At 38.0% G+C, this 13,185-nt stretch carries 15 protein-coding genes; all 15 read right to left on the minus strand.

The genetic code is table 11. The features are described from left to right. Window positions 1–58 precede the first annotated feature (58 nt). Window positions 59–2,137, minus strand: a complete 2,079-nt coding sequence (topA, locus tag CIL03_RS04075) for a type I DNA topoisomerase (protein WP_094883928.1) — start codon at window positions 2,135–2,137, stop codon at window positions 59–61. A gap of 122 nt (window positions 2,138–2,259) precedes the next feature. Then, window positions 2,260–3,051 carry a DNA-processing protein DprA gene (gene dprA / locus CIL03_RS04080; protein WP_338061872.1) on the minus strand — a complete coding sequence of 264 codons (792 nt, stop codon included), beginning with the start codon at window positions 3,049–3,051 and terminating at the stop codon, window positions 2,260–2,262. A 202-nt stretch (window positions 3,052–3,253) separates the two neighbouring features. Further along, entirely contained in the window at window positions 3,254–4,156 is a 903-nt protein-coding gene (sucD, locus tag CIL03_RS04085) for a succinate--CoA ligase subunit alpha (protein ID WP_094883930.1), read from the minus strand. Between the two features lie 37 nt (window positions 4,157–4,193). Then, the gene (sucC, locus tag CIL03_RS04090; protein ID WP_094883931.1) at window positions 4,194–5,354 is read right to left on the minus strand and encodes an ADP-forming succinate--CoA ligase subunit beta; all 1,161 of its coding nucleotides are present in this window, start codon (window positions 5,352–5,354) and stop codon (window positions 4,194–4,196) included. 99 nt (window positions 5,355–5,453) lie between these two features. Beyond that, the gene (locus tag CIL03_RS04095) at window positions 5,454–5,732 is read right to left on the minus strand and encodes an EscU/YscU/HrcU family type III secretion system export apparatus switch protein (protein WP_094883932.1); all 279 of its coding nucleotides are present in this window, start codon (window positions 5,730–5,732) and stop codon (window positions 5,454–5,456) included. Beyond that, on the minus strand, window positions 5,729–7,513 hold the full coding sequence (locus tag CIL03_RS04100) for a hypothetical protein (RefSeq protein ID WP_094883933.1): 1,785 nt from the start codon (window positions 7,511–7,513) through the stop codon (window positions 5,729–5,731). The genes CIL03_RS04095 and CIL03_RS04100 overlap by 4 nt, the downstream gene beginning before the upstream one ends. 27 nt (window positions 7,514–7,540) lie before the next feature. Beyond that, on the minus strand, window positions 7,541–8,311 hold the full coding sequence (locus tag CIL03_RS04105; protein WP_094883934.1) for a ribonuclease HII: 771 nt from the start codon (window positions 8,309–8,311) through the stop codon (window positions 7,541–7,543). A 90-nt stretch (window positions 8,312–8,401) separates the two neighbouring features. Further along, window positions 8,402–9,250, minus strand: a complete 849-nt coding sequence (gene ylqF, locus CIL03_RS04110) for a ribosome biogenesis GTPase YlqF (RefSeq protein ID WP_094883935.1) — start codon at window positions 9,248–9,250, stop codon at window positions 8,402–8,404. 7 nt (window positions 9,251–9,257) lie between these two features. Next, on the minus strand, window positions 9,258–9,818 hold the full coding sequence (gene lepB / locus CIL03_RS04115) for a signal peptidase I (protein ID WP_094883936.1): 561 nt from the start codon (window positions 9,816–9,818) through the stop codon (window positions 9,258–9,260). A 282-nt stretch (window positions 9,819–10,100) separates the two neighbouring features. Further along, window positions 10,101–10,445 (minus strand): 50S ribosomal protein L19, encoded by a 345-nt coding sequence (gene rplS / locus CIL03_RS04120; protein WP_094883937.1) that lies wholly within the window; start codon window positions 10,443–10,445, stop codon window positions 10,101–10,103. Between the two features lie 155 nt (window positions 10,446–10,600). Next, on the minus strand, window positions 10,601–11,341 hold the full coding sequence (gene trmD / locus CIL03_RS04125) for a tRNA (guanosine(37)-N1)-methyltransferase TrmD (protein ID WP_094883938.1): 741 nt from the start codon (window positions 11,339–11,341) through the stop codon (window positions 10,601–10,603). Next, window positions 11,341–11,856 (minus strand): ribosome maturation factor RimM, encoded by a 516-nt coding sequence (gene rimM / locus CIL03_RS04130; RefSeq protein ID WP_094883939.1) that lies wholly within the window; start codon window positions 11,854–11,856, stop codon window positions 11,341–11,343. Before rimM ends, trmD begins: the two co-directional genes overlap by 1 nt. 12 nt (window positions 11,857–11,868) lie before the next feature. Beyond that, on the minus strand, window positions 11,869–12,258 hold the full coding sequence (locus CIL03_RS04135) for a YlqD family protein (protein WP_094883940.1): 390 nt from the start codon (window positions 12,256–12,258) through the stop codon (window positions 11,869–11,871). A gap of 80 nt (window positions 12,259–12,338) precedes the next feature. Beyond that, window positions 12,339–12,566: a KH domain-containing protein gene (locus CIL03_RS04140; protein ID WP_094883941.1), complete on the minus strand. Its 228-nt coding sequence runs from the start codon at window positions 12,564–12,566 to the stop codon at window positions 12,339–12,341. Window positions 12,567–12,580: 14 nt separating this feature from the next. Beyond that, entirely contained in the window at window positions 12,581–12,853 is a 273-nt protein-coding gene (gene rpsP, locus CIL03_RS04145) for a 30S ribosomal protein S16 (protein WP_094883942.1), read from the minus strand. Window positions 12,854–13,185 lie beyond the last annotated feature (332 nt).

Here is a 13,185-nt window from a genome sequence, read left to right on the forward strand (position 1 = left end):
AGCCGTTCTTCCAAATAAAAATAACTGCTCATTCACCGGGATGAACAAGCAGTCTTCACTAATTTTGCGTATTTTCTTTGTAATCACAATTTGTACATTGAATTTGTGTTTCTTTTTTGCTTTTCTTTTCCACAAGCAATGACTCACATTTGGGACAAGGGCGCGAAATTGGCTTATCCCAGGAAACAAAGTCACAATCCGGAAAGCGGTCACATCCATAAAAGGTTCTGCGCTTTTTGGATTTTCTCTCAACAACATTGCCTTCTTCGCATTTTGGACATTTGACACCAATTTCTTTTAAAATTGGCTTTGTGTTTCGGCATTCCGGGAAATTAGAGCAAGCAAGAAACTTGCCATAGCGTCCCATTTTGTAAACCATCTCATGCCCGCAATTTTCACAGTCAATACCGGCAGGTTCATCCTTGATTTCAACTTTCTCCATTTCTTTTTCAGCAATTTCCAATCGCTTTTCGAAGTCCTGATAAAAGTCATCAATAATTTTGATCCATTCTCTTTTTCCTTCTTCTATTGAATCCAGATCATCTTCCATTTTCACTGTGAAATCTACATCAATGATTTTAGGGAAGAATTCTTCCACTAATTCATTTACAATACCTCCAAGTTCTGTTGGAATAAACCGTTTATTGTCTATGTTTACGTAATTTCTCCGTTGGATGGTGTCAATTGTTGGTGCGTAAGTAGATGGCCTTCCTATCCCTAATTCTTCCATTGTTCTGACAAGTCTTGCTTCTGTATACCTTGGTGGTGGCTGCGTAAAATGCTGATTTGGGCTTATTTCTTTTGCTTTTACTTTCATTCCCACAGTTAATTCCGGCAGAAGCTTATCTTCATCTTTTTTATTATCATCAGATCCTTCTACATACACTTTCATAAAGCCTCTAAATTTTATTTTTGAACCAGTAGACCTAAATTCCACGTCATTATTCAGCAAATGTACAGTCATTGTATCCATAATTGCAGGGGCCATCTGACTTGCTAAAAAGCGCTCCCAAATCAGTTTATATAATCTCAGCTGATCTCTGGATAAAACATCTTTTAACGTCTTGGGATCTCTAAGTACAGATGTTGGGCGGACAGCCTCGTGTGCATCCTGTGACCCTTCTTTTTTCTTGGATGTTTTAGCAGCTCCCAAATACTCCTTGCCATATTTCTCTTGAATATAACCTTTTGCTTCTTCTTTGGCTGTTTCAGAAATACGTGTGGAATCTGTTCGCATATAGGTAATTAAACCGGTAATGCCTCCTGCTTTTTTCCCCAGATCAATACCTTCATACAACTGCTGAGCAACCATCATGGTTTTTCTGGCACGGAAATTCAGCTTTCTTGCGGCTTCCTGTTGAAGGGAAGAAGTAATAAAAGGTTTTGCGGGATTTCTTTTCCGCTCTTTTTCATTTATTTTATCGATTGTGAAGTTCTTTTCTTTCATTTTATTTAATATTTTTTTTACATCTTCTTCAGTCTTCAATTCGTGTTTTTTACCATTTATACCGTAAAAAGCGCCTTCAAACAAATCCTTGTCTTTTTGAAAATCTGCTTCAATTGACCAGTATTCTTCCGGTATGAAGTTTTCAATTTCCTTTTCTCTGTCAATAATCATTTTTAATGCTACTGACTGTACTCTTCCTGCACTTAACCCTTTTTTCACTTTTTTCCACAGCAATGGACTAATGTTATATCCAACCAGGCGGTCCAGAACTCGTCTCGCCTGCTGAGCATCAACCAAATCTGTATCAATTGAACGCGGATGCTTAAATGACTCTTTGATTGCATCTTTGGTAATTTCATTAAAAACAACGCGGCATTCGGAATTTTCATCTATATTTAAAATATGAGCCAAATGCCAGGCAATTGCCTCTCCCTCTCTGTCAGGGTCAGCTGCGAGGTATATCTTTTTGGCTTTTTTTGCTGCTGATCGAAGTTCCTTTAATACATCGCCTTTTCCACGTATTGTAATATATTTCAGTTTATAATTGTCTTCAGTATCAACACCCATTTGACTTTTTGGCAAATCTCGAACATGTCCCATGGATGCTTTTACTTTATATTTCTTTCCTAAATAACGTTCAATCGTTTTCGCTTTTGCGGGTGATTCTACGATTACTAGATAATCTGACATTGTATTCCTCCTATAATGAGGCCTAAGCTAATTTAAATTGGAAATCTTCACTAATATTAAATATATACGATAAATTTGTCAAACATACTGTCAAAAATGATTTCTGCAAGCTTTAGCTATTTTCATTTTTCGGTCTGCGCTAAATGGATACCGATTGCTTCCCAATCTTCCATAATATCCAATGGATTAAAAACTAGCTTTGCACCTTCCTGGATCATTTTATGACAACCCCTTGTTTGGGGAATCAATGGCGACCCCGGTACAGCATACACTTCCCTGCCTTGGTCGAGTGCCTGATCAACTGTAATTAATGTACCACTTCTTTCTTTTGCTTCGATAACGAGAGTTCCAAAGCTAAGACCACTTATTATACGGTTTCTTTCGGGAAAATGATATTTTTTTGGTGGCGTATCTGGAGGGTATTCCGATATCACTAAACCTTTTTCGGAAATTCGTTTAAACAAGGGGGTGTTCTGTTTTGGATAAATATGATGGAATCCGCCACCCAGCACGGCAATTGTATTGCCGATATTGCCCAGTGCTATAGTGTGTGCATAACTGTCGATTCCTTTTGCCATACCGCTGATAATTAACCAATCATTTAATATTAGTGGTTTAACAAGAAGTTCAATTTTTCTCATTGCTTCAGGGGATGGATTCCTTGTACCAATTACACTTAATGAAGGTGTTTGGGTTAATAATGATAATTTTCCCACTGCGTATAAAACCAATGGAGGGTCCTTTATAGTTTTTAACATAGGGGGGTAGGAGTCGTCAACTATTGTGACTATAGAATACCTTGCATTATCGTTTGTAATTTGCATTTGGATTTTCGTATTATGAATTTCTGAATAGAAAAGGCTGGCGTTATCGGGAGGTAGAGAAAACAGATTGCTGATTTGAGGGGAAGACATCGTATAAATCTGATTCAATGTGGGATCATGATAAATAATTCTTCGGAGTATACGCCGTGTTATACCGCGGCATCTATGCAGATGAATTAGCCGGTCTCTGGTGGTTTTCAACTGATCACTTCCTTTATATTTTTTGAATTTCCTCTTAATATAATTGATGGAACCTGTATGCAAAACAGCTTACAGGTTCCACTTATTTGAATTAGTGCGTTTTACACTTTTCTTTAAGGCCATTTTCTTCTAAAACTTTAATCATTGTTTCACCCATTACTGCAGGTGTTTCTGCAACCTGGATGCCACATTCGTTCATAACGCGAATCTTTTCGTCAGCAGTACCTTTACCGCCAGAAATAATTGCACCAGCATGACCCATACGTTTACCTGGAGGGGCTGTTGCACCGCCAATAAAGCCTACAACAGGTTTAGTCATATTTGCTTTTACCCATTCTGCAGCTTCTTCTTCAGCAGTTCCGCCAATTTCACCAATCATGATAACTGCTTCTGTTTCCGGATCTTCATTAAATGCTGATAATACATCGATAAAATTCGTACCATTAACAGGGTCTCCACCGATACCGACTGCAGTAGTCTGACCATACCCAGCTTCTGATAATTGATGAACTGCTTCATAAGTCAATGTGCCAGAGCGCGAAACAACACCGATATGTCCTTTTTTGTGAATATATCCAGGCATAATACCAATTTTGCTTTCATCTGCAGTAATTACTCCAGGACAGTTTGGACCGATTAGACGTGTTTTCTTGCCTTCCATATAGCGTTTTACTTTCACCATATCCATAACTGGAATATGCTCTGTAATACAGATCGCAAGGTCTAACCCTGCATCAACTGCTTCAAAAATGGCGTCAGCAGCAAATGGAGCAGGAACATAGATAACAGATGCAGTTGCACCAGTTTGTTCAACAGCTTCCTGCACTGTATTGAATACAGGTACACCTTCCACTTCTGAACCGCCTTTTTTCGGTGTTACACCACCAACGATTTTTGTACCATATTCAAGCATTTGTTTTGTATGAAATCTGGCAGTTCCGCCAGTAATTCCCTGAACAATTACCTTTGTATCTTTATTTACATATACACTCATTTTTGTCCGTCCTTTCTATAAAATCTCGGTAAAATTATTAGTTAACCATAGAAACAATTTTTTCTGCACCATCGGCCATTGAATCAGCTGATGTAATATTTAAGCCTGATTCATTAAGAATCTCCTTGCCTAAGTCAACATTCGTACCTTCCAGGCGTACAACAAGCGGAATTTTTAAGTCTACTTGTTTTGTTGCTTCTACAACACCCTCAGCAATAACATCACATTTCATGATTCCTCCGAAGATGTTCACAAAGATTCCCTTTACATTGGAATCGGACAAAATGATTTTAAATGCTTCCGTAACCTTTTCAGCAGTAGCACCGCCCCCAACATCAAGGAAGTTTGCAGGGTCGCCGCCATAATGTTTAATAATATCCATTGTGGACATAGCAAGTCCTGCACCATTTACCATACAGCCAATATTGCCATCTAATGAAATATAGCTAAGGTCATATTTGGATGCTTGAATTTCCTTTTCATCTTCTTCATCCAAATCACGCAGTTCCTGTACGTCTTTTTGACGGAATAATGCATTATCATCGAAATTTAATTTAGCGTCCAATGCTAAAACTTCACCATCACCTGTTGTAACAAGTGGGTTGATTTCTGCAATGGAGCAATCCTTTTCTACAAAAGCGTTGTAAAGACTTGACATAAATTTCACTGCTTTTCCTATTAATTCATCAGGAATGTTAATATTAAATGCTAGTCTTCGAGCTTGATAACCGGAAAGCCCTACAACCGGATCAATTACCTCTTTAAAAATTTTCTCTGGTGTCGCTTCAGCTACTTCTTCAATTTCAGTTCCGCCTTCTTCTGATGCCATCATGACAACACGAGAAGTTGCGCGGTCTAAAACAACCCCAACATAATATTCCTTCTTAATATCACAGCCCTCTTCAATAAGTAACCGTTTAACTTCTTTTCCTTCAGGGCCTGTTTGATGTGTAACTAATGTTTTTCCAAGAATTTCATCAGCGTATGTACGCACTTCTTCCAGACTTTTAGCAACTTTTACGCCACCGGCTTTCCCTCTGCCGCCTGCATGGATTTGTGCTTTAACAACAGTAACAGAAGTTCCAAGCTTTTCAGCAGCTTCCACGGCTTCGTCTACAGTATATGCAACATGTCCATTAGGAACATTTACGCCATAGCTTCGTAAAATATCTTTTCCTTGATATTCATGAATGTTCATTATTTATCCTCCCATCAAATTTCACTGCATTTCCATTGTATTAAAAAACAACAAATTTCACAAGAATAAGTAGATTTTATTGTCATAGTATTGTCGAATTTACTCTAATTTGCCGCCAATACGTTTGTCTGTTTGGTAAATAAAGGCAAAAACCTCAGCAACTGCCTGATAAAGTTCCTCAGGAATCGACTCATTTATATTCAATTCTGCAAGTAATTCTACAAGGGATGAATCTTCCATAACAGGTACATTATTTTCTCTTGCTTTATTAATAATATTATCAGCGGTAAAACCTTTACCTGCAGCTGCAACAACAGGTGCACTATCTCTTTTTTGATCGTAGCGGAGTGCTGCTGCCTTTTTCCTGTTTTTACTCATATACGGTAATCAACTCCCTTATAGGGTGAATGTGCTAATTTTTCAGTAGTATCTCTTTTTTTTACATCCTTTTGCTGTAAAGGCTTAAAAGATAAGGATGTCAGATGGTAATCTATATTCTGAAGCCCTTTTTTTAATAATGGTTCAAAGGAAGAAGTCTTCTCCCTGCTGAGCTGCTTGTGATCATTGAATACTGTAATAGATACGGCCCTTTTTTGTATATTCATATCAATTACTGTTTTATTTAAATGCATCAGATCCAGATAAAAAAGAATATGGCAAAAATCTGGATTGATTTCACCATTTGCCATTTTCCGTCCCTCAAACTCTAGTTCCAGATCACTATTAAGTCCAAGCCTTTCTCCCGGCACCAGGAGGCTTGCCTGAAGGAAATAATTGTTATCTGATTGGACAGATTGAAGCTGCATTCCATTAATAAAATGAAGCAGTTGCTGCGCTTGTTCAGATTTTGCACCAATATTTTGCTGTAAAAGATTAAGGAGCATTGCTTTTATTGCAGTTGACTGTTTTTCAAAATTATTATTTCCCAGCTCGTTTTCATAATTAATCCCTATATTATGAAGCAGGTTATTTAGAATAGTCAGAAACTGATCTTTTGGTGTTTTTTGCAGAAATAAACTATCCAATGATAATTTCTGCAAAAAGTGTTCAATTTCGGTATAGGTTTGTCCATTGTTCAGAGTTTGCACTAAAGATAAGAACTGATTTAAATTATTGGGTGTATTATTCAAAAGATTCATAGCCTGCTGGCTGTCATTTGAAGCAAATGGCATAATCAATTGGGAATATTGTCGCTTCATCTGTACAAAATCTTCATTGGATAATGGCACACCGTTTGCAGCAGCCTGATTAATATTAAGTTGCCACATTTTTAAGAACTCCTGTGACTGTGATATAATTTGATCTCTGTTATTAATCAGTTGACTGAATACATGTGCAATTTTTGATTCATTGAAACCAAACGGCAATTTCAGATTGTTTAAAGTTTGTTCATCTCCAATTATTGCTGCAAACGAATTCCATTTCGACTTCCAAGAATTAAAGTCTAATGTCGGGTCCACCAAACCGCTAGCTTTAGCTATATTGAAAAATATCTGTTTATCCATCACAGCCTCTGAGCTTATCTGCTGTGAAATATGTAACTTCGGAGATAAAGGCCGATCAATTAATTGACCAAGGCGTTCCCTGAGCTGAAGTTGTTCCGGATCAAACTTTAATTGAGCCAGCAGCGTGTTTACAGGAGTGGAAAAATCCTGTGAGTTTTTTGCTGACAGTGCTTGAAATACGTTATATGTAACCGGGAGTTTTCTGGCAATCATTTCTTTGAGAGCGAGCTGGTTCTCATTGGTATTTTTGGTATTATTTAATAGCTGAAAGGCGTTAATCAGCTGATTTTTTTCAAATGGGATCCGTTCATGTATCAATAACTGCATAAATGCAACATTTGCTTTTGAATGCTTCAGTCCAAGCTGCTGCATCAGATTCAAAATATTGCTGCGCTCCTCTCCTTTCAGGCTCTCTCCCAAAACCTTTAAATGAAGAACCTGATCTGCCGCTTCCACTTGAAAATGATATCTTTCCCCAAGTGTTAAAGGTGCCTCTAATTGAGCAATCATTTTTTGTGTGCCAAGCTGTATTTGTGCTTTATTATCCGGAAATAGTTTCAAAATTTTCCCTTGGATAATTTGTCCGGGCTTCAGGAAATGCTTTGGACTTGAGAGCTTGACTGAATGGCTTTCAGTTACATTATAAATACTCAACAAGGACACCTCCTCTCAGAAATTATTTTAATTTACCAGATTTCGCACAGGCGCAAATGATCTTCTGTGGTATGGAGATGGCCCAAACTCCTGAAGGTTTTTCATGTGTTCCTTTGTTCCATAGCCCATATTAGAGGCAAATTCATAGATTGGATATTCCTTATGTACTTCCTTCATCAGATTATCACGTGTAACCTTGGCCAAAATACTTGCTGCAGCAATCGACACACTTTTGGCATCACCCTTTGTTATCGCTTCAGATGTACATGGGAGATCCCTAAGATTCACAGCATCAATTAAGATATGATGCGGTTTTGGATCAAGTTGATTAATAGCATCATACATTGCTGCTTTTGTAGCTTCATATATATTTATGTCATCAATTTTTTGATTGTTTACAATGGATATACCGTAACTGATTGCCTCATTTTTAATAATTGTATAATACTGATTTCTAGCTGTTTCACTCAGCTGCTTCGAATCATTTAACCCAAGCAATGTAAAATCACGCGGCAATATAACTGCTGCAGCAACTACTGGCCCAGCTAACGGCCCTCTTCCTGCTTCATCAATACCTGCAATATACTCACATCCGTTTAGATAGCAGCGTTCTTCAAAACGGCACATCTCATTAAACTGCTGTATCAATGCCTGTTTCTTTAACTTTCTTTTTTCGTAGGTTTTAATTAATTGTTGAACACCTTTACGTTCATCCAATTTTAATTGGCTGAGTAATTTTTCGTTAAGTTCATCAGCCTCAAATAATTGTTTTAATACTGCAATAGATTTCTTCTCCATTTTTTCACCCTGTCTCCTTTCTATTATCGGTTATTACAAGAAAGTTGTTAGCCAAAAAAACATGACATCCACCCTGAAGGTGCATGCCGATTATTTCGGTGGTGACTCCAGCGTTATTTTTCCAAGTCTGCCTGTACGGAGATCACGTATAACAATGTCGGAAACTTTATCAAAATTAACATTCCCTCCGCTTTCAAGTGCACCACGCAGTTTTCCTATAACCTCGAAGATTTCCAGCATATCTTCCATATCTCGGCTAATATGAAAACGCTCTTCCATTCTCTCCGGGTAATTTTGCTGCAGATAACTGATTACAAATGCAGTTATATCCTGCAATGAAAGCAGCTGATCCTTAATAGTTCCAATTGCCGCCAATCGATAGCCAACGATTTCATCTTCAAATTTTGGCCATAAAATCCCTGGCGTGTCCAACAATTCAAAGTCTTTTTTTACTTTTATCCACAACTGCTGTTTCGTAACCCCAGGTCTGTCTCCGGTTTTAGCAATTTTCTTATTGGCAAGACGGTTTATTAATGTAGATTTTCCTACATTTGGAATTCCGACAATCATAGCCCTGGCTGGACGTGGCTGAATTCCTTTCTTCAGCAGTTTATCCATTTTTTCCTGGCCAAGTTCCTTGGCCAATTGAATAACCCGTTTAATGTCGGATTTATCATTTACATTAATTGCAATCGCCGGAATGTCCCTTTCTTTAAAATAGGTTATCCATTTCTCAGTTTCCCGATCGTCTGCCAAATCTTTCTTCATTAAAACAATCATTTTTGATTTCGTTTGCAGAACCTGCTGGAGCATTGGATTTTGTGATGAAAGCGGTGCTCTTGCATCAACCAGTTCCATGACAAAATCTACGAGCTTCAGCTTCTCTTCTACTTCTCTTCTGGCCTTCGCCATATGTCCTGGGAACCATTGTATTGTCATTTTTAGCCTACTCTCCCAAAATTTGAAGCCTGTTAAAAGGCCAGTAAATTAAACTTGTTTTACCAACAATCTGATCCATTGAAATAAGTCCCAGCATCCGGCTATCTGTAGAATTACTCCGATTATCACCTAGAACCAGAACATGTCCTTCCGGTATTTCTTCATACCCACCTGGTAATGTTTCAAGTGAAAAGTCGTTTACAGCCGTCTGATACAGCCCATTCTTTTCTTCTAAAAATGGCTCTTCTACTGCTTCACCATCAATATATAAAACATTATCAACTACTTCCACATGTTCTCCCGGCACTCCAATCACCCGTTTAATAAAGTCTTTTTGGGCCGAAGCATGGAAAACAATTATATCAAAACGTTCCGGTTCATGAATCCGATAGCTGAATTTATTCACAATCATTTGATCTCCATCATGCAAAGTCGGCAGCATGGATGGCCCATCTACTACAATAGGGGCAAAAAAGAACATCCGAACAATAAATGCCAGCCCGAAAGCAAATAGTAATGCTTTTGCCCAATCAAACCATTCACTCTTACCCTTTTCTTTTTTTGCCATGTGTTTTCCTCCGACAACAGTAAGTTATAGTGCGTGTTCAAAAAGAGGATGAAAAGGACCGGGAAATTCGAGGCGGCGAAGCTTTGAGTAACGGATAAGCACGCCAACAAAGAAATTCGATGTGTTGTTTTCACCGGACTTTTTGAGCTTCCTCTTATATCTTTATTTTATACCAGTTTTACCATATCATTCCACCATTAGAGCAGGTATAAAACAAAAAGGAGCTTGTGCATAATGACAAGCTCCTTTCCGCTACCTATTTTCATATCCAGTTTCGTACACTTATCTGCGTTCTTTAATCCGTGCTGCTTTACCACGCAGATTACGCAAGTAGTAAAGTTTTGCACGACGTACAATACCACGGCGACTTACTTCGATTTTATCAAGACGAGGTGAATGTACTGGGAAAGTACGTTCAACACCAACACCGTAAGAAAGTTTTCTTACTGTAAATGTTTCACTGATTCCACCATTTTGGCGTTTGATTACAACACCTTCGAATACCTGAATACGTTCACGAGTTCCTTCAACAACTTTTACGTGAACTTTAACAGTGTCACCCGGGCGGAAATCAGGATGATCTGTGCGAAGTTGATCTTTTGTAATATCTTCGATTAATTTTTGCATCCTGCTTCACTCCTTCCAAACCAATGCTCATATCTCTTATCTGTGACAGCGGAACATCGTTTATACGACTTAAAGACGATACTTTAAGCACAACAATTAATATACCATAATGAGAGATTGAGTTCAACTGTTTTTAAAATGTAAAATTACTTAATTTATGTTCTCCCATTTTTACTTAAAGCTTCTAAAATTTTCTGATCCTCTGCAGAAAGATTTTGCTTATCCAGCAAATCCGGTCTGCGTTCTAACGTTCTTTTTAATGATTCCCTTTTTCTCCATTGAACAATCTTTGCATGGTGTCCGGAAAGCAGAATTTCCGGCACCTTCATTCCACGGAAATCTGCTGGTCTTGTATAATGTGGATGTTCAAGAAGTCCGTTGGAAAATGAATCTTCTGGTGCCGATTTCTCATTTCCCAGAACATCCGGGAGTAATCTTACTACACTGTCAACAACTGTCATGGCCCCAAGTTCCCCGCCTGTCAGCACAAAGTCTCCAATGGAAATTTCATCTGTTGCAAGATGCTCTCTGATTCGTTCATCATAGCCTTCATAATGCCCGCATATAAACAATAAGTGTTCTTCTTCAGCCAGCTCCTCAGCTTTTTTTTGATTATATGGCTCCCCTTGCGGACTCATAAGAATGATACGCGGATTTGTTTGTTTTTCGGTCGTGATAGCTGCAACTGCATCGAAAATCGGCTGTGCTGTTAAAACCATTCCAGCACCGCCGCCATATGGATAATCATCAACTTTTTGGTGTTTATTAGCTGCATAATCACGGAAGTTCACCAGATTGTAGCTGAATTTATTTTTCTCATTGGCTTTTTTTAAAATCGAGGAATTAAAAATACCGGATATCATTTCTGGAAATAGAGTTAAAATGTCAATATGCATTAATCAAGCAGTCCTTCCATCGGCTCAATAACCACTTTCTTTGCTTGCACATCTATTTCTTTTACAACATCCTCGATGTAGGGAATCAGCAGTTCTTTTCCATCTGGCTGTTTTACAACCCAGACATCATTAGCTCCAGGAGCCAGTATTTCTTTAATGCTGCCGAGTCTCTCTCCAGAACCTGTACATACTTCACACCCGATTATTTCATGATAATAGAATTCATTATCTTCAAGATCAGTGAGCTGAGCTTGTTTTATTTTTAAATTTAATCCTTTAAATATTTCTACATCATTAATATTTTCATAGCCTTCAAATTGGATTAAATCAAAGCCTTTATGCATACGATGTTTTTTGATAAGAAGCTCCAGTGGCTCATACTTATCACGTACCACATATACTTTCTCGCCACTATAAAATCTTTCCTCAAAATCACTGATTCGTTTAACTTTAACTTCACCGAGTATTCCATGGGTGTTTACAATTTTACCCACATTAAACATTTTTTCAGTCATGGTCATCACCTGCTATTTATCGATTCGAATAACGACATCATCTTCAATGACAATTGCCTGTTCCCCAATAATCTCATCCCAATGCGATCCCTCTTTAACCTCAACAAGAGCTTCAACTTCTTTCTCAGTAATCTCGCTGCCCATTTCCAGCAGATCCAATTGCTCCATCTTAAATTCAACGAGTTTAATTTTTTCTTTTCGGTTATTGATTTCCTGCTGAAAACGGTGTGCTGTCTCTTGTTTCGAAACACCTGCTTTATTTTGAAGCTTCCTCTGTTCAAACAGAAGTTGTTGACACTCTTGTTCAAGTCGCATTTTATGATTATAAAAATTTTCATGTATTCTTGCTTTGCTTTTCTCTGTGACAATTTGTTTGATCAGGACTTTCTTTATTATTTTCACCTTTTTTCCTCACTCTCACAAAACGTCTTGAAAAATTTTCAACAGAGATGTGTAAAAAGGGAAAGGTATCCCCTTTCCCTCTACATAATATCCAGATAAATCCGTTTTTTTGCATCTGTTCTAGCTGCATAAACAACAGTACGGATTGCTTTTGCAATACGTCCATTTTTGCCAATCACCTTTCCGACATCCTCCTGGTTAACAGTAAGATGATACACAATTTTTGTATCTTCTTCCGTCTCAGTTACTACGATGTCCTCCGGGTGGTCTACTAAAGACGCAACTATTGTTTCAATCAGGGCTTTCATGATATCACACTACTTTACTTTTGATTTTTCTGGTCGTGGAATTTCTTCATGATGCCTTCTTTTGAAAAAAGATTACGAACTGTATCACTTGGTTTTGCACCGTTTGTCATCCAGTTAAGTGCTTTTTCTTCATCAATCTTAACTTCAACCGGGTTTGAAACCGGGTTATATGTTCCGATTTGCTCGATTTGACGTCCATCACGGGGAGAACGTGAATCAGCTACAACAATACGATAAAATGGATTTCTTTTAGATCCCATACGTTTTAAGCGAATTTTAACAGCCATGTTCTTGCACCTCCAATAAAAAATGTTTTACACAATTTTAGATTCTAACAGAAACTTTTAAGTCTGTAAAGTGTTTTTCCATTACATGCAGCAGATAAATTATTTTGTTACTCATATTCCTACAAAAGTTGATGTAAAGTGCGAAGTAAAATCAGCGATGATAATCCCATCGGCCGCTTAGGAAATATAACCACACTTCCATCATCAATCAGCCATCCACCGAAATATCCTCTATGTGACTGGCAGTTACTTGTTTCTGGTTGTTTAGGCTCAGAGAGGCACTCTATGTGACTGGTAGCTACCTGTTTCTGGCTATTTGGGCTTAGAGAGTC

Origin of the sequence: Virgibacillus indicus (assembly GCF_002266285.1) — a bacterium.
GTDB classification, from domain to species: Bacteria; Bacillota; Bacilli; order Bacillales; family Amphibacillaceae; genus Virgibacillus_K; species Virgibacillus_K indicus.

Bases quoted from the DNA above. Each gene is read 5' to 3' on its own strand.
- ylqF (WP_094883935.1), bottom strand. From the start codon at position 9,250: ATGACAATACAATGGTTCCCAGGACATATGGCGAAGGCCAGAAGAGAA.
- sucC (WP_094883931.1), bottom strand. From the start codon at position 5,354: ATGAACATTCATGAATATCAAGGAAAAGATATTTTACGAAGCTATGGC.
- CIL03_RS04105 (WP_094883934.1), bottom strand. From the start codon at position 8,311: ATGGAGAAGAAATCTATTGCAGTATTAAAACAATTATTTGAGGCTGAT.
- rpsP (WP_094883942.1), bottom strand. From the start codon at position 12,853: ATGGCTGTTAAAATTCGCTTAAAACGTATGGGATCTAAAAGAAATCCA.
- rplS (WP_094883937.1), bottom strand. From the start codon at position 10,445: ATGCAAAAATTAATCGAAGATATTACAAAAGATCAACTTCGCACAGAT.
- dprA (WP_338061872.1), bottom strand. From the start codon at position 3,051: ATGTCTTCCCCTCAAATCAGCAATCTGTTTTCTCTACCTCCCGATAAC.
- CIL03_RS04095 (WP_094883932.1), bottom strand. From the start codon at position 5,732: ATGAGTAAAAACAGGAAAAAGGCAGCAGCACTCCGCTACGATCAAAAA.
- rimM (WP_094883939.1), bottom strand. From the start codon at position 11,856: ATGACTGAAAAAATGTTTAATGTGGGTAAAATTGTAAACACCCATGGA.
- lepB (WP_094883936.1), bottom strand. From the start codon at position 9,818: ATGGCAAAAAAAGAAAAGGGTAAGAGTGAATGGTTTGATTGGGCAAAA.
- topA (WP_094883928.1), bottom strand. From the start codon at position 2,137: ATGTCAGATTATCTAGTAATCGTAGAATCACCCGCAAAAGCGAAAACG.
- CIL03_RS04140 (WP_094883941.1), bottom strand. From the start codon at position 12,566: ATGAAAGCCCTGATTGAAACAATAGTTGCGTCTTTAGTAGACCACCCG.
- trmD (WP_094883938.1), bottom strand. From the start codon at position 11,341: ATGCATATTGACATTTTAACTCTATTTCCAGAAATGATATCCGGTATT.
- sucD (WP_094883930.1), bottom strand. From the start codon at position 4,156: ATGAGTGTATATGTAAATAAAGATACAAAGGTAATTGTTCAGGGAATT.